Annotated in this window: 11 protein-coding genes, 5 tRNA genes, 2 rRNA genes and 1 other RNA gene; 15 read left to right on the top strand and 4 right to left on the bottom strand. The window is 40.9% G+C overall.

Annotated features, from left to right (window positions below):
• Window positions 1–160 precede the first annotated feature (160 nt).
• From BQ5903_RS03855 to BQ5903_RS03905, 11 genes are all read left to right on the top strand, one after another.
• Window positions 161–3,083: ribosomal RNA gene (locus tag BQ5903_RS03855) — 23S ribosomal RNA — on the top strand.
• Between the two features lie 95 nt (window positions 3,084–3,178).
• Window positions 3,179–3,295, top strand: a 5S ribosomal RNA gene (gene rrf / locus BQ5903_RS03860).
• Between the two features lie 14 nt (window positions 3,296–3,309).
• Window positions 3,310–3,382 (top strand) — tRNA-Asn (locus BQ5903_RS03865).
• A 28-nt stretch (window positions 3,383–3,410) separates the two neighbouring features.
• Window positions 3,411–3,482: transfer RNA gene (locus BQ5903_RS03870), tRNA-Glu, on the top strand.
• Window positions 3,483–3,501: 19 nt separating this feature from the next.
• Window positions 3,502–3,574, top strand: a tRNA-Thr gene (locus BQ5903_RS03875).
• A gap of 1,224 nt (window positions 3,575–4,798) precedes the next feature.
• Entirely contained in the window at window positions 4,799–6,265 is a 1,467-nt protein-coding gene (locus tag BQ5903_RS03880; protein ID WP_010497832.1) for a peptide MFS transporter, read from the top strand.
• A gap of 153 nt (window positions 6,266–6,418) precedes the next feature.
• Window positions 6,419–6,504 (top strand) — tRNA-Tyr (locus BQ5903_RS03885).
• Between the two features lie 4 nt (window positions 6,505–6,508).
• A tRNA-Gln gene (locus BQ5903_RS03890) sits at window positions 6,509–6,580 on the top strand.
• A 156-nt stretch (window positions 6,581–6,736) separates the two neighbouring features.
• Entirely contained in the window at window positions 6,737–7,534 is a 798-nt protein-coding gene (proC, locus tag BQ5903_RS03895; RefSeq protein WP_079578900.1) for a pyrroline-5-carboxylate reductase, read from the top strand.
• Between the two features lie 94 nt (window positions 7,535–7,628).
• Window positions 7,629–8,765: an N-acetylglucosamine-6-phosphate deacetylase gene (gene nagA / locus BQ5903_RS03900; RefSeq protein ID WP_056988088.1), complete on the top strand. Its 1,137-nt coding sequence runs from the start codon at window positions 7,629–7,631 to the stop codon at window positions 8,763–8,765.
• A gap of 46 nt (window positions 8,766–8,811) precedes the next feature.
• Window positions 8,812–9,513 (top strand): GntR family transcriptional regulator, encoded by a 702-nt coding sequence (locus BQ5903_RS03905; RefSeq protein ID WP_010497835.1) that lies wholly within the window; start codon window positions 8,812–8,814, stop codon window positions 9,511–9,513.
• Window positions 9,514–9,687: 174 nt separating this feature from the next.
• On the opposite strand, the gene nrdF is transcribed toward BQ5903_RS03905, so the two are convergent.
• From nrdF to nrdH, 4 genes are all read right to left on the bottom strand, one after another.
• The gene (gene nrdF / locus BQ5903_RS03910; protein ID WP_010497836.1) at window positions 9,688–10,650 is read right to left on the bottom strand and encodes a class 1b ribonucleoside-diphosphate reductase subunit beta; all 963 of its coding nucleotides are present in this window, start codon (window positions 10,648–10,650) and stop codon (window positions 9,688–9,690) included.
• Between the two features lie 102 nt (window positions 10,651–10,752).
• Entirely contained in the window at window positions 10,753–12,924 is a 2,172-nt protein-coding gene (nrdE, locus tag BQ5903_RS03915) for a class 1b ribonucleoside-diphosphate reductase subunit alpha (protein WP_079578902.1), read from the bottom strand.
• A complete protein-coding gene (nrdI, locus tag BQ5903_RS03920) occupies window positions 12,914–13,285 on the bottom strand; it encodes a class Ib ribonucleoside-diphosphate reductase assembly flavoprotein NrdI (RefSeq protein WP_010497849.1) in 372 nt (123 codons plus the stop codon). The genes nrdE and nrdI overlap by 11 nt, the downstream gene beginning before the upstream one ends.
• Window positions 13,282–13,512 (bottom strand): glutaredoxin-like protein NrdH, encoded by a 231-nt coding sequence (gene nrdH, locus BQ5903_RS03925; RefSeq protein WP_010497851.1) that lies wholly within the window; start codon window positions 13,510–13,512, stop codon window positions 13,282–13,284. Before nrdH ends, nrdI begins: the two co-directional genes overlap by 4 nt.
• Window positions 13,513–13,786: 274 nt before the next feature.
• Here nrdH and BQ5903_RS03930 point away from each other — a divergent pair, with 274 nt between their 5' ends.
• The 4 genes from BQ5903_RS03930 to dnaX all read left to right on the top strand — a co-directional run bounded on the left by BQ5903_RS03930 (window position 13,787) and on the right by dnaX (window position 17,010).
• Window positions 13,787–14,392, top strand: coding sequence for a class I SAM-dependent methyltransferase (locus BQ5903_RS03930; RefSeq protein ID WP_010497853.1), 606 nt, complete (start codon window positions 13,787–13,789; stop codon window positions 14,390–14,392).
• A 1-nt stretch (window position 14,393) separates the two neighbouring features.
• Window positions 14,394–14,876, top strand: a complete 483-nt coding sequence (tadA, locus tag BQ5903_RS03935; RefSeq protein WP_010497854.1) for a tRNA adenosine(34) deaminase TadA — start codon at window positions 14,394–14,396, stop codon at window positions 14,874–14,876.
• Window positions 14,877–14,911: 35 nt separating this feature from the next.
• Window positions 14,912–15,009: signal recognition particle sRNA small type (ffs, locus tag BQ5903_RS03940), an RNA gene on the top strand.
• 210 nt (window positions 15,010–15,219) lie between these two features.
• Window positions 15,220–17,010 (top strand): DNA polymerase III subunit gamma/tau, encoded by a 1,791-nt coding sequence (gene dnaX / locus BQ5903_RS03945; protein WP_010497856.1) that lies wholly within the window; start codon window positions 15,220–15,222, stop codon window positions 17,008–17,010.
• Window positions 17,011–17,022 lie beyond the last annotated feature (12 nt).

Below are 17,022 nucleotides of genomic sequence, written 5' to 3' on the forward strand. Positions count from 1 at the left end.
AGTCATCATGGATCCGTTCTTTGAAAACTGAATAACATTTATTTCTTGATCAATAATTTTATTAAACCGAGAACACCGCGTTTGAAAGAGTTTCAAACAAGAATTCAATTATTAAGTATTAAACGCAAACTCATGACCCATTTATCTTTGATAAATGAGAGGTTAAGTTAGGAAGGGCGCATGGTGGATGCCTTGGCACTAGGAGTCGATGAAGGACGTGACTAACTGCGATATGCTTCGGGAAGCTGTAAGTAAGCAATGACCCGGAGATCTCCGAATGGGGCAACCCAATGACTGTAACGAGTTATTATCGCCGGCTGAATACATAGGCCGGTGGAAGACAGACGCAGGGAACTGAAACATCTAAGTACCTGCAGGAAAATAAAGAAATTTCGATTCCCTCAGTAGCGGCGAGCGAACGGGGAACAGCCCAAACCAAGAAGCTTGCTTCTTGGGGTTGTAGGACTGGACATTTGAGTTACCAAGAAAAACTGTAGCAAACGGCCTGGGAAGGCCGGCTAGAAAGGGTGACAGCCCCGTAGACGAAACAGTTTTTCCTCAGTCCAGGATCCTGAGTACGGCGGAGCACGTGAAACTCCGTCGGAATCCGGGAGGACCATCTCCCAAGGCTAAATACTACCTAGTGACCGATAGTGGACCAGTACCGTGAGGGAAAGGTGAAAAGCACCCCGGGAGGGGAGTGAAACAGTTCCTGAAACCATGTGCCTACAAGTAGTCAGAGCCCGTTAAGGGGTGATGGCGTGCCTTTTGTAGAATGAACCGGCGAGTTACGTTAACGTGCCAGGTTAAGGTGGAAAGACCGGAGCCGCAGCGAAAGCGAGTCTGAACAGGGCGCACGAGTACGTTGACGTAGACCCGAAACCAAGTGACCTACCCATGTCCAGGTTGAAAGTGCGGTAAAACGCACCGGAGGACCGAACCCGTGTATGTTGAAAAATGCTGGGATGAGGTGTGGGTAGCGGTGAAATTCCAAACGAACTTGGAGATAGCTGGTTCTCTCCGAAATAGCTTTAGGGCTAGCCTCGGAAGTTAAGGATCGTGGAGGTAGAGCACTGTTTGGACTAGGGGCCCGTCTTGGGTTACTGAATTCAGATAAACTCCGAATGCCACTGATCTTGTTCCGGGAGTCAGACTGCGAGTGATAAGATCCGTAGTCGAAAGGGAAACAGCCCAGACCACCAATTAAGGTCCCTAAATATGTGTTAAGTGGAAAAGGATGTGGGATCGCACAGACAACTAGGATGTTGGCTCAGAAGCAGCCACCATTCAAAGAGTGCGTAATAGCTCACTAGTCGAGTGATCCTGCGCCGAAAATGTAACGGGGCTAAACACATTACCGAAATTGTGGATCCGACCGTCAGGTCGGGTGGTAGGAGAGCGTTCTAAGGGCGAAGAAGCCGGACCGTCAGGACCGGTGGAGCGCTTAGAAGTGAGAATGCCGGTATGAGTAGCGCAAGGTCAGTGAGAATCTGACCCACCGTATGACTAAGGTTTCCTGGGGAAGGCTCGTCCTCCCAGGGTTAGTCGGGACCTAAGCCGAGGCCGCAAGGCGTAGGCGATGGACAACAGGTGGAGATTCCTGTACTGATCAGATCTGTTTGAGCAATGGAGGGACGCAGGAGGCTAACGGAGCGTGCAGCTGGAATTGCACGTCCAAGCAGCGAGTCGCAAAACGAGTGAAAGGCTTGTTTTGGTGGTAGATGAGCTGTGATGGGGAGCGAAATTTAAGTAGCGAAGGAAGTCATGTCACACTGCCGAGAAAAGCTTCTAGCGAGGATCTGATCACCCGTACCGCAAACCGACACAGGTAGTCGAGGAGAGTATCCTCAGGTGAGCGAGTGAACTCTCGTTAAGGAACTCGGCAAAATGACCCCGTAACTTCGGGAGAAGGGGTGCTGGTCGACAGACCAGCCGCAGTGAATAGGCCCAGGCGACTGTTTATCAAAAACACAGGTTTCTGCAAAATCGTAAGATGACGTATAGGGGCTGACGCCTGCCCGGTGCTGGAAGGTTAAGAGGATGAGTTAGCGCAAGCGAAGCTCAGAATCGAAGCCCCAGTAAACGGCGGCCGTAACTATAACGGTCCTAAGGTAGCGAAATTCCTTGTCGGGTAAGTTCCGACCCGCACGAAAGGCGTAACGATCTGGGCACTGTCTCAACGAGAGACTCGGTGAAATTATAATACCCGTGAAGATGCGGGTTACCCGCGACAGGACGGAAAGACCCCATGGAGCTTTACTGTAGCTTGATATTGGGTGTTCGTGCAACTTGTACAGGATAGGTAGGAGCCGTAGAAAACGGGACGCTAGTCTCGTTGGAGGCAGTGGTGGGATACTACCCTCGTTGTATGAACACTCTAACCCGCGCCGGTTGATCCCGGCGGGAGACAGTGTCTGGTAGGCAGTTTGACTGGGGCGGTCGCCTCCCAAAAGGTAACGGAGGCGCCCAAAGGTTCCCTCAGAATGGTTGGAAATCATTCGCAGAGTGTAAAGGCAGAAGGGAGCTTGACTGTGAGACTTACAAGTCGAGCAGGGACGAAAGTCGGGCTTAGTGATCCGGTGGTTCCGTATGGAAGGGCCATCGCTCAACGGATAAAAGCTACCCTGGGGATAACAGGCTTATCTCCCCCAAGAGTCCACATCGACGGGGAGGTTTGGCACCTCGATGTCGGCTCATCGCATCCTGGGGCTGTAGTCGGTCCCAAGGGTTGGGCTGTTCGCCCATTAAAGCGGTACGCGAGCTGGGTTCAGAACGTCGTGAGACAGTTCGGTCCCTATCCGTCGCGGGCGTAGGAAATTTGCGAGGATCTGTCCTTAGTACGAGAGGACCGGGATGGACACACCGCTGGTGTACCAGTTGTCTTGCCCAAGGCAGCGCTGGGTAGCTAAGTGTGGCTGAGATAAACGCTGAAAGCATCTAAGTGCGAAACTCGCCTCAAGATCAGATTTCCCATTCCTTTATGGAAGTAAGACCCCTGAGAGATGATCAGGTAGATAGGATGGAAGTGGAAGTGCCGTGAGGCATGGAGCGGACCATTACTAATCGGTCGAGGACTTAACCAACGAGTCGCGTGTGTGGGCTCGGTCAGATAAAAGCAGCAAGAAATGAATGTTAGTCAGTTTTGAGGGAATGGATCTCTCAAAGAAAAAAACACAAGTGCGGTGGCGATAGCACGAAGGCTACACCTGTTCCCATGCCGAACACAGCAGTTAAGCTTCGTCACGCCAAGAGTAGTTGGGGGATCGCCCCCTGTGAGGGTAGGTAGCTGCCGCGCTTTGTTTTTGTTATTCCGGCATAGCTCAGTTGGTAGAGCATCTGACTGTTAATCAGGGTGTCGACGGTTCGAGTCCGCCTGCCGGAGTTTTATTAATGGTGTACAACACTGTTTTGACCCGTTGGTCAAGTGGTTAAGACACCGCCCTTTCACGGCGATAACATGGGTTCAAATCCCGTACGGGTCACTTAGCTGGATTTTATTTTGCCGGCTTAGCTCAGTTGGTAGAGCATCGGTATCGTAAACCGAGGGTCACAGGTTCGACTCCTGCAGCCGGCATAATTTAACGAAGATAAACATTGATATGTTAACATTAAAAAACAATTACCCACAATTCTTATTTTGAGGATCGTGGGTAATTGTTTGTATCTTGATCCCATCTCAAAGTAAGCTATTCAAGATAGGTATCAGATTTAGCTTTATACCCTCAATGAGGTTTGGATGTTGTTTTGCCATACTGTGTCCAAACATTTGCTAGTTGCAGCAAATGTACCTGTACTGCATTCTTTTAAAATCTCTCTAAGCGTTTTAATATGATAGTTTGGTTTAGAATTTTAATTTGGTACCAGGCGAAAGCATGCTTTAGTGAAATAATTATGCAGAGAGTGTCAGAATGCCCCAGTGATCACTGAATCAATATCTGTTCAAATAAGATTTTCTGAATTGCTTTTTATTTTTAGAAAAAAGATATTATATGGGACCAAATCAAGTTTTGGCTATCGGAAAATATGAGGTGGAAATCTGAGTTTTGCAGGGAAAATATCTTTTATCTTGAAGAGATCTTTGGATTAGAGCTGACAGTATTTGCCATTTTTTAATTTTTCTAATGAATGTGGCTCTATTATGAATGTAATAGAGTTTATTTTAGAGATTTCTATCATGACCATTTTAGTTTTCCGAGTCATTTGCATTCGAACACAAACAAGTGAAAATTAAGAATGATTACTTTATTTTGTTATTTTAGTTAACATGGATCATCTTTTTGCTTGTTTCTTATATGTCATCCTTTGTTGTATGCAAATGCTTACGAATGCCGTACAACATAGCCGCTCATAGCCATTAATGTTATTTACTGTGCAAGAAAATTTTCTAAGATCACAATTATGTGATCTTAGAATCAAGATTTACTATGATGAAGGTAAGAAAAGGGAGTCTGTTGTCAGGGTTCTAATGAAAAAGTAAACTTACGCAGTAAAAAATAAGTAAAATAGTTTAAAAACTTTCTTAGATATACTAATGAACACTAGAAAGTCGCAATAAGAACAACGAGCTCAATTAAAAAAATATTATTCGAATAAAGAAAAAATGGCTAAATGTTGATAATTATTATAAAAAAATAAAAATAAAGTTAACTAAAAATGATAAACTGCCACCGGATTTATTAATAATCAGTGAGTGTCATTGACGCATAAATCTTTGAATTTTATAATAGTTATCGTTATTTAATTTATTTAAATGAATAAAAAGCCCTTTCAGGGTAAAAATATGGAGGAATCATATCTAATGAGTGGTAGTAAAGAACCATCATTTCTTGGGCACCCACGTGGGTTATCTACGCTGTTCTTTACTGAAATGTGGGAAAGATTCAGTTACTATGGTATGCGTGCCATTTTGCTGTATTATATGTATTTTGCTGTTAGTAAGGGAGGGCTTGGTTTTGACAAGCCTACTGCAGCATCGATCATGTCGATCTATGGTTCACTAGTTTATCTTTCTAGTGTTCTTGGCGGGTTTATTAGTGATCGTTTATGGGGACCACGTCGGACTGTCTTTATTGGTGGCATCTTGATCATGTTTGGTCATATTGTTTTGTCAACTCCATTTGGCAGTGCTGCGTTATATATTTCAATTGCCTTGATAGTTATTGGGACTGGTTTATTAAAGCCAAATGTTTCCGAAATGGTCGGCGGTTTGTATTCTGAAGAGGACACGCGTCGTGACTCTGGTTTTAGTATTTTTGTTTTCGGAATTAATATGGGTGCCTTTATTGCTCCTTATATTGTTGGTTGGATGGGTCAAAGCGTTAACTTCCATCTTGGATTTTCTCTTGCTGCGATCGGAATGTTCTTTGGTTTAGTTCAATATACTATTGATGGTAAGAAATATCTTCCTAAAGATAGTCTGTATGCTTCTGATCCAATTCAGCCTGAAGAAACAAAAGCTTTGATTAAGAAGGTATCAATCGGTGTTGTCGCAATTATTTTGATTTTTGTGATCATGGCCTTATTCAAGATGTTCAATGTTAATAACGTTATCAACATTTTAAGTATCTGTGCCGTTTTAATACCTGTTGTTTACTTCATCAATATGTTGACTAGCGGTAAGGTCAATAAAGTTGAACGTTCTCGTGTCTGGGCTTATGTGCCATTATTCATTGCTTCGATTTTATTCTGGTCAATTGAAGAACAAGGTTCGGTTGTTCTTGCTTTGTTTGCTGAAGATCAGACAAGATTATCGATTGCTGGTTTTAATTTCCCCGCTAGTTGGTTCCAGAGTGCTAATCCTTTGTTTATTATGTTATACACACCGTTCTTTTCAATGTTGTGGAATAAACTTGGTAAGAAACAGCCTTCATCAGGTAAGAAATTTTCTTATGGTCTATTTTTCTCTGGTGCATCATTTTTATGGATGATGATCCCGTTGTTTATCCATGGTACTGATACAAGAGTCAGTCCATGGTGGTTGATCGCTAGTTGGGCACTTGTTATTATCGGTGAAATGTTGATCTCACCAATTGGTCTATCTGTTACGACTAAACTTGCCCCTAAGGCCTTTCAGTCACAAATGATGAGTATGTGGTTCTTAGGTGACGCAGCCGCACAGGCCATCAATGCTCAAATCGTTCGTTTCTTTACGCCGTCTAATGAGATGATGTATTTCGGTTTGATCGGTGGCATTACTGTTATTTTTGGCTTCGTCCTATTATTCTTTGTTCCTAAAATCGAAAAATTCATGGCTGGTGTTAAGTAGCCAAAAGGCTTTATATTATCATTGATCGATGATGGTGACATAAAGCTTTTTTAAGTGGATTTATAATTTTTTATATTTTATTTAAAATAAATGTTGCATTTTAGGTCCAAAGAGGTTATCATAATTAAGTCGGATGTTTGAGACATATCTTTTGGAAGGGTAGCGAAGTCTGGCTAAACGCGGCGGACTGTAAATCCGCTCCTTCGGGTTCGGTGGTTCGAATCCACTCCCTTCCACCATTATTGGGGTATAGCCAAGCGGTAAGGCATCGGGTTTTGATCCCGTGATTCGCTGGTTCGAATCCAGCTATCCCAATTATATGATCGAACAGTCTTATCTCCCAAATCTTTGAATTCATTGATTTGGGAGATTTTTTGTGTTTTAAAGTTTCATTCTTTTGTTATAATTTAAATAAGAGTCGAAACATCTTGCATATTTATGTCAGCAACCAAAGGTTAGGAGAGCAAATTTATGAAAATAGGTTTTATCGGTGTTGGAAGTATGGCTAAAGCAATTATTGAAGGTATTTTAGCAGCGGAAAATGTGCCTGCCAGTGATATTTTGATTCACAGCGCTCATCCTGCAAATTATGAGCAGTATGCACAAAAGTGGGGATTAACAGCTTGTGCTAATAACAATGAAGTTGCTCAGCAAGCTGATCTTTTATTTTTAGCAGTCAAACCTTTAATGGCTGGGGAAGTACTATCGGATATTAAAAAGACGATCATAACCGCTCATCCAGTCGTAGTATCGATGTTAAGCGGTGTTAGCCTCGCAGAGTTAGAACAATTTATTGGGACTAAAAATGTCGAGATCTTACGGATCATGCTAAATGTTAATGTAGCGATAAATCAGGGAATCACTGCATTGGTCGGCAATGGTTCTTTAAGTTCTGCTCATCTTCAACAAGCTCAGTCGTTGTTAAGCGATTTGGGGCAAACTATTTCTTTAGATGAACAGTATTTTAGTACTTTTGTTGCTTTAGCAGGTAGTTCTCCAGCCTTTGTTTATTATTATATTGATTCGATGGCTAATGCAGGAGTTAAGTATGGTTTAACCAAAAATGCTGCAGTCAAAATTGCGGCGCAAGCAGTAATGGGCAGTGCCGCCAATGTTTTGCAGAGTGAAAAGGCCCCACGGAACCTGATGGATGATGTCTGCTCTCCGGGTGGAACGACAATTGCTGGTTTGTTAGCCATGGAAGAAGCCGGTTTTACCAGAGCAGTTATTGAAGGAATTGATGCGACGATCGCTAAAGACAAAGAATGATCAGACCTTAAATGGAACTGGTTGGACAAGGAGACTTGCTTTTTTGGTATATACCGATTATGATAGAAGTATTGAATCCAAATGAGGTGTAAAGATGAGTAAAGTACTTAAACACGCAGTAATTTATACAGGTGAAGAAAAAATAAATGATGGTTATCTTCGTTTTTCCAATAAAATTGAAGATGTTGGTCCAATGGCTGAATTTAGTCCAAAAGCCGGTGATAGTGAGATCGTTGATCTTGAAGGTCAGATCGTAGTTCCCGGCTTTATTGATGTTCATAGTCATGGTGGTTATAGTTTTGATGCGATGGATGGTGATGCTGCTCAACTTGATGAAATGGTCACAGACATGGTATATGAGGGTATCACAGGCTATTTTGCCACGACTATGACTCAGTCAAATGAAAACATCGACAAAGCAATGGTCGCTGTTAATGACGCCATGAAGGTCAATCCAGTTATTTTAGGGGCTCATCTGGAAGGACCATTCGTTGCCATGGATTTCAAGGGGGCACAACCACCTGAATATATTAAAGATCCTGATGCAAAATTATTAGCACATTGGAATGAACTAGCCGGGGGTCATATCAAGATGATCACGTATGCACCTGAACATCAAGGGACAGCAGAATTTGAAGATTATTGTTTGGCCCATAATATTGTTCCTTCTGCCGGTCATAGTAACGCTACAAGAGCACAAATGAAGAAATCAAAAGCAAGCCATGTTACTCATTTATACAATGCCCAACGCGAATTTAAACATCGTGAGCCTGGTGTTACAGGGCATGCTTTGCTAGAAGATAATATTTATTGTGAGATGATTGCTGATGGTTTTCATGTTGTTCCAGATATGATCAAATTAGCGTATGAACTAAAGGGGCCAGATAAGTTAGAACTCGTTACTGATTCAATGAGAGCTAAAGGAATGCCTGAGGGTATCTCTGAACTTGGCGGTCAAAAAGTGATCGTTAAAGACAAACAGGCTCGCCTGGAAGCTGGTAATTTGGCTGGGTCAGTTTTGCAATATCAAGATGCCTTTGTTAATATTATGAAGTTTACCGTCTGCGGTATTGAAGAAGCAGTTAAGATGTCTTCTGTTAACCAAGCTAAAGAATTTGGTTTGACTTCTAAGGGCGGTTTGCAAGTTGGTAAGGATGCTGATTTGAATGTCTTTGATGCAGACTTACATTTGCAGGAAACATATAGTTTTGGACGCCTTTTTAAAAAATAATCACTGTTATTAAAAGATAAAATTATAGAGGGAGTAGGGTTGCCAAGTGGGTTCGCCAATATATATCCAGATTCATAACAAAATTAAACAGACTATCCAATCTGGCAAATGGAAAATAGGGGATCGTATCCCTGCTGAACGTGAGCTGGCTGTACAGTTTGGTGTTAGCCGTATGACTTTGCGTCAGGCTGTTCAGACACTGGTCGATGAAGGGATTTTAGAGCGTCATGTTGGCTCTGGAACATTTGTCGCGCGCCAGAAGGTCCAGGAAAGAATGTCTTCTGGGGTCACTAGTTTTACAGAAATCATTGAATCCCAAGGGAAAAAAGCTTCTAGTAAAACTATTTCTTATTTGGTGACCACTCCTTCGATCTCTGAAAGTGAGAGATTAGAACTTGCTGATGGAGAGAAAGTTTTACGAATGGAGCGGATCAGGTATGCGGATGATTTGCCGATCTGTTTTGAAGTGGCAACTTTACCTTATGCTCTCGTTAAAGATTACGCCAGGTCGCAAATCTCTACTTCCCTGTATCGGACGCTAGAAGAGCACGGTTTAACGATCGGGCACGCCGAGCAAACTGTTTCTGCAACTCTTGCTCCTGAACGTATTGCTGATTATCTGGAAGTCAAAAGAGGTGCAGCTATTTTGCGTTTACGCCAGACAACTAGTTTAAACGATGGACGGCCGTTTGAGTATGTGCGGACCCAGTATGTTGGTGAGCGTTTCGAGTTTTATTTGGCAAAATAAGCATTTAAAAATTGAAAGTCAAGTACGAAGGATCAGTTAAGTTGTTAGCCAACCTAGCTGATTTTTTACATGGAAATTTTTGGATACCCTCGGATCTTATTCTTGTTTGAAGTGAACGGTATCTAAAAAAACAGCTCGTTTCTGTCAACAAGCTGTTTTCTAGCAGAAATAATATTAAAATTTAAAATCATAGTCGCTGTCTTTCATAGTTTCGACATTCCCTAGCAAATATCCATTACCGACTTGGGAGAAAAAGTCATGGTTAGACGTCGAAGTAGAAATACCGTTCATAACGACCGGATTAACATCTTCAGCAGTGTCTGGGAAAAGGGGATCCATTCCCAGATTCATCAAGGCTTTATTAGCGTTGTAACGTAAGAACGTTAAAACGTCTTCTGCCCAGCCCACTTTGTCATATAAAAGATGAGTATATTTTTCTTCATTTTCATATAGATCATAGAGAAGATCATACATCCAGCCGGTCATAGCTTCTTGCTTTTTGTCTGTTAATTCATTAAAGCCAAGTTGAAATTTATAACCGATGTAAGTTCCGTGTACTGATTCGTCTCGTAGGATCAATTTGATGATCTCAGCAACATTGGGTAGTTTATTATGCCCCAACCAATACAGTGGGGTATAAAAGCCCGAATAGAATAAGAAAGTTTCCAAAAAGACAGAAGCGACCCTTTTTTGGAGAGGGGTCCCATTATGGTAAATATCATTGATCTTTTGTGCTTTATATTGCAAAAATTCGTTTTGATTTGTCCATTCAAAAATATCGTCGATCTCTTTAGGCGTGTTTAAGGTCGAAAAGATAGAAGAATAGCTTTTAGCATGGACTGATTCCATAAATTCAATATTATTTAAAACAGCTTCTTCTTGTTGAGTTCTAATATCTTTTTTTAAAGAAGACATGCCATCTTGTGATTGTAAGGTATCTAGTAAAGTTAAACCACCAAAAACTTTGTCAACAACATCTTTATCGTTTTCTGAGAGTGAACGCCAATCACCCAAGTCGTTGGAAAGGGGGATCCGCGTGTCTAACCAAAATTGTTCAGTTAATTTTTCCCAGGTTGCTTTGTCAATCTGATCTTCCAACACATTCCAATTAATTGCTGTGTAATTATTATTATCCATTGCATTTACTCCTTAAAATAAAGAGCACTCAACTTAAAAATAAAAATATTTTTATTTGAGTCACTCTTTTCTTCTCAAGTTACTCACTTTGCGAAAGACAAATTAAATTGAGCAACTTTCACATTCATTTGCACCAATGACGCCGTTATCGTCCGTAAACGTGCGAATGTAGTAGATAGATTTAATTCCTTTTGCATGAGCATAATTTCTTAAGATTGAAAGGTCTCGTGTTGTCAATTTGTCTGATTCAGGATCTTTCCACTCATACATTCCTTTTGGTAAAGTAGAACGTACGAATAAAGTCATACTTAATCCCTGATCAACATGAGTTTGGGCTGCTGCATAGGTATCGATCACTTTGCGCATGTCCATGTCATAGGCCGAAGCGTAGTAATTGATCGTATCGTTTGAAAGATAAGGAGCTGGGTAATAGATCTTACCGATCTTTCTTTCTTGTCGTTCTTCGATTCGATTAATGATCGGCTGCAGTGAGGCAGTTGTATCATTAATATAAGAGATCGAGCCGGTTGGAGCCACTGCCATCCGGTTTTGGTGGTAGAGACCATCCCTTTGAACAGCTTCTTTGAGATCTTTCCAATCTGCAGGACCTGGAACAAAATTGTCCTTAAATAATTCCTGAATTTTTTTAGTTGTTGGACCAAAGTTTTTTTCTAAATATTGATCAAAATACGAACCGTTTGCGTATTTACTTTTAGAGAAACCAGCAAAGGTTTCTTGTCGTTCTTTTGCGATCTCGTTAGAAGCTTTTAGTGTCCAATAATTTAACAACATGAAATAAACATTGGTGAAGTCGATTGCTTCTTTTGACCCGTATTCGATATGGTTTTTAGCCAGATAACCATGCAAGCCCATGGCGCCTAAACCAATAGTGTGCGCTTGATCGTTGCCGTGTTGGATCGAAGGGACAACGTCGATCGAAGAATTATCTGTAACAAATGTTAATGCGCGAGTCATTGCTTTGACGGAACGACCAAAGTTAGGTGAGTCCATTAAGTTTGCGATATTCGTGGATCCTAAATTGCAGCTAATGTCGGTTCCCAACTGTTCATATTCTTGTCGGTTATTCACAACTGAAGGCTTTTGGACCTGCATGATTTCCGAACAAAGATTGCTCATAATGATTTTGCCATCAATCGGGTTGGCCTTGTTTGCAGTGTCCACGTTGATGATATATGGGTAGCCAGATTCTTGTTGTAACTTAGAAATTTCTTCTTCCAGTTCCCGAGCCTTGATTTTTTTCTTTGGGATATTCGGATCAGCAACTAGATTGTCATATTCTTTCGTAATATCTACATAAGAAAAAGGTGTGTGGTACACACGTTCAACACCCCAAGGATCAAAAAGGTACATGTCTTCATTATTTTTAGCTAGCTCATAAAATTTATCAGGAACGATGATGCCTAGTGATAGTGTCTTGACCCTGATTTTTTCATCCGCGTTTTCCTTTTTAGCCGAGAGAAATGAAATAATATCAGGATGAAAAACATTCAGGTAAACAACACCTGCGCCTTGACGCTGCCCGAGTTGGTTGGAATAAGAAAAACTATCTTCAAGCAACTTCATAACAGGTACAACACCTGAGGCGGCTCCCTCAATACCCTTGATTGGGGCGCCAGCGCCACGCAAGTTGCTCAAAGTGATTCCAACACCGCCGCCGATCCGTGACAATTGCAAAGCAGAGTTGATACCGCGCCCGATAGAATTCATATCATCGGTCAACTGGAGCAAGAAACAAGATACTAGTTCTCCTCGCCGTTTGCGTCCCGCGTTTAGGAAACTGGGGGTCGCTGGTTGGTAGCGTTGGTGAATCATTTCGTCTGCCAAGTCTAATGCAAGTTCTTCATCTCCATCGGCAAAGTACAATGCGTTAACTGCAACGCGATCTATGTAACTTTCCAGATATGCGTCGTTATCGTTAGTTCTTAAAGCATACTGAGCATAGAACTTATAGGCTGCCATGAATGTTTTAAAGTGAAAATGTGCGTTTTCAAGTTGTTGATAAAGTTTTTCTATAAACGACATCTTGTATTTAGAAACAAACTCTTCTTCCAAATAATCATTAGCGATCAAATACTTGAATTTTTCTTGCAACGAAGTGAATTTGACCATGTTGGGTTCAACGTTTTCTTTTAAAAATGCAGCTAACGCATCTTTATCTTTATTTAATTGAATCTTATCATTCAAAGGGATGTTGACCTGATTGTTGAGGTCATAATAACTAACATTATTGCTATCTAGTAATTTAAGACTCAATTTTCTTCACCGCTTTCTCGAAATTTGTAACATCTTTTGTAGTACCGTTAAATTCAAAAGTATATAGCAGGGGAACGTTGAATTCTTTTGAGATATCTTTAGCTGTGAAAACAAACAATTGTGCGAAATTACGATTGCCAGTTCCAGCAACCCCCTGTAATTGTTCCTGATTGCTCCCATAATATAAAAAGTCGGTGACCGGCTCAGTAATGTCTTTTTCGTACGTTGGTACGATCAGGACAAAGGGTTCACCAACTTCGATTTCGGGATCGATCGGATCGATCTCATATGTGTCCTTTAATGAAAGCTTTTTGACAAATCTTTTTGTTTGTCCAGTTACGCTAAAATAAACTATTTTCATTGTGCAATCAGCTTTTTCAAGAGATCTGGACGAAAGCCGTTGATGATCGGTTGATTGCCATCTTCTAAAACAGGTACACTGCGAAAGCCTTTGTTTTTTAAATAGTCGATATATTCGGGAGTTTCAGTGATGTTTTTTTCTCCAAAACTGATATTATGTTCCGTTAAAAATTTCTTTGTCATTTTGCATTGAATGCAGTTGTTTTTAGTATAAAGTTCTAAGCTCATTTCGAGGACCTCCTAGATTAATTTACTTGACTAAGTATACAACAATATTTGCCGATTTCAAATAAAAAACACCAGATATAGTGTAAAGTTTTGCAAAACTTGTCGATATATGGTGTTGTGGCAGGAAAAAATTTTTAAAAAAAACTGCTCTAAATAATTTTGAGAAGGCCAAATAAAGTATTTGATAGTCTATTGATCTTCATTTAAGATAGGGAGTGGATATAAAAAAACAGACAAATTTAATGGATCCTAATTAAGAAAAAGAGGAAAAATTTTGGCAGATCATTATTACACAAAAGACCCAAGCGCGAAGCACGCTGAGAAATCTTGGACATTTTCCCTATATGGACATGATTTTAATTTTAATACAGATAGTGGTGTTTTTTCTAAGAACACAGTTGATTTTGGTTCACGGACATTGTTAGATGCACTTGAAGAAGCAGAATTTCCTGCAGGTAAGATAATAGATGTTGGTTGTGGTTATGGTCCAATTGGTTTAGCTATTGCTTATCATTATCCGAAACGACAAGTGGATATGGTGGATGTCAACGAAAGGGCGCTTGACTTAGCGAGAAAAAATGCCGCTGAAAATCAAATCAAAAATGTTAACATTTATAGTTCGGATGTCTATATGGATGTAGTAGAAACACAGTATGCTGCGGTTATTACAAATCCGCCGATACGCGCAGGCAAAAAAATCGTACACTCTATCCTTGCTGGAGCAAAAGATCACTTGATGACCGGGGGATCTTTGATTGCGGTCATTCAAAAGAAACAGGGCGCTCCGTCTGCACAAGTTAAGATGGAAGAAGTCTTCGGCAATTGTGAAGTGCTTTTAAAAAGAAAAGGATACTTTATTTTAAAAAGTGTGAAAAATTAAGATGGAAGAATACTCACAACAGCAATTGGATCTCTTTATGAATGAGGCCCTGATAGAGGCCGAAAAAGCTGCACGTCTGGGGGAAGTCCCGATCGGTTGTGTGATCGTAGCTGGTGGAAAAATTATTGGTCGAGGGCATAATTTGCGTGAATGCAGTCATGATTCAACCGCGCATGCAGAAATTTTCGCTATCAAACAAGCTGATCAAGCAATGGGAGATTGGCGTTTACAAGATGCGACTTTATTTGTCACGCTTGAACCGTGTCCAATGTGTGCTGGAGCAATAGTTAATGCTAGGATCAAGGCTGTCTATTATGGTTGTGCAGATCTTAAGGCGGGTTGTGCCGGCACATTAATGAACTTGTTAACTGAACCGCGTTTTAATCATCAAGTCAAGGTAGAAAAGGGGTTATGTCAAGTTAAATGTAGTCAATTATTGAATGAATTTTTTACGAAAATTAGAGAAAAACAAGAAAAAGACTAGCATTTTGGGGTAATTTCATGTATTATAGTAGGTGCCGCAAGGCCTTGGGGCAATGTTGTCCTTACGAAGCGTGTCAGGTCCGGAAGGAAGCAGCACTAAGTTCGGTTCGGCATGTGCCTTAAGTTTTTATGATATTGAACCCCGGTCTTCTTTTGAGATCGGGGATTTTTTTTATAAAAGTTAATGAAGTAACTTAAAGTCGTCATATATTCTTTTAACTAAATTGATTATTTAAGCAGTGTGACGACGTAAATGTGTAGTCCATCAGTGTTGTGAGAAGAGGTTTCTTTAGATCGATAGGTTCTTTTTTTGTAACACAGTAATTATTAAGGAGGAGACGGAAATGAGTTACCAAGCTTTGTATCGTGCTTGGCGTCCGCAAAAGTTTGATGATCTTGTTGGACAAGAATTAGTTACTAAAACTCTTAAAAATGCTTTAATGACTAAGCAAACGTCTCATGCATATTTATTTACCGGGCCACGGGGAACAGGCAAGACCTCTGCTGCCAAGATTTTTTCAAAAGCGATCAATTGCCATTTTCAAAAAGATGGTGAGCCTTGTAATGAATGTGATACTTGTACATCGATCACTGCTGGCAGACAAAATGATGTGATCGAGATCGATGCTGCTTCAAATAACGGGGTAGAAGAGATTCGTGATATTCGTGACAAGGTCAAGTACGCCCCGACCGAATGTGATTATAAAATATATATTATTGATGAAGTGCATATGCTTTCAACAGGTGCGTTTAACGCATTGTTAAAAACGTTGGAAGAACCGCCGGAAAATGTTGTTTTTATTTTAGCAACAACAGAACCTCATAAAATTCCGGCCACGATCATTTCAAGAACACAGCGTTTTGATTTTCGGCGGATCCAACCAGACACGATCTTGCAACGGATGCAATATATCGTATCTCAAAAACAGCTCAAATGTGAACCGGCTGCATTAAAATTAATTGCTAAAGCTGCAGAAGGCGGGATGCGGGATGCGTTAAGCATTCTAGATCAAGTTATTTCCTTTGGAAATGATGAGGTCACATTGGATAATGCGTTGATGGTTACAGGTAGTGTTCAAAATGATGAATTACTGCAATATTTGGAGCAAGTCACGCAAAAGGATACGGCAAAAGCACTAGAGATCTTACATCAAATTTTAAATGATGGTAAAGATGCCGCGCGTTTTATTGAAGATTTGATCAGCTTTTGTCGTGATCTGCTATTGTATCAGCAGATGCCGGAAAAGGTTGAAAATGACGAGCTCAATGTTGTTAATGATGATTTTCGAAATTTTTCGCAGAAAATCAAGCCAGAAGAAATTTATCAAATGATCGACCTTTTAAATGAACAGCAAGAAAATATGCGGTTCACCTCCCACGCTTCGATTTATTTGGAAGTTTTGACAGTCAAATTAGCGACTAGACAAACAACGATTTCTCCCAAGACACCACAAGCAGCTGGGGAAAAGTTGGATCCTAAAGACACCATTAAAGTAGAAAATTTGACTCGCCAAGTTAAGCAATTACAACAACAAGTCGAGCAATTACTGCAAAATCAGTCAAATGGTCAATCAGTGACTGCGACAAATTCAAGTCGGCCCAAGACGACCAGTTACAATAAAACACAAGTACGAAAAACTACTGCGCCTGCCAAAGTTGATCTTCAGCAAGTATATGGTGTACTAAGTGACGCAACCAGAACAAGTCTCAATGAGTTACGTGAAATCTGGGACGATCTATTAAACATGCTGACCGTTGCGCAAAGAGCAGTGATGCATGTGAGTTCACCAGTTGCTGCCAGTCCAGATGGAGTAATCGTTACTTTTCAGTTTGATTTTTTGTGTCAACGTGCGCAAACGGATCAGCCGTTAAAAGATACATTAGAAAATGGTCTTGACCGTCTGATCGGTCATGTTCCGCGTTTGATCTTTATGCCGCAAGAACAGTGGCCGCAAATCAGACAAGAATATTTGAATGGTCAAAAAGCACAGAAACATCTAACGGCAGGTGAAGATGGACAACGAACTGAACAAGAAACTTCAGGTGACCCAAAGCAGCCAGCGCCAAAAGATCCAGTGGTAGATACTGCGCTTAAATTATTCGGGAACGAAGTAGTAGATATTAAAAATGATTAAAATAAAAGGAGA

This window comes from Ligilactobacillus acidipiscis (genome assembly GCF_900116935.1).
Taxonomy (GTDB): Bacteria; Bacillota; Bacilli; order Lactobacillales; family Lactobacillaceae; genus Ligilactobacillus; species Ligilactobacillus acidipiscis.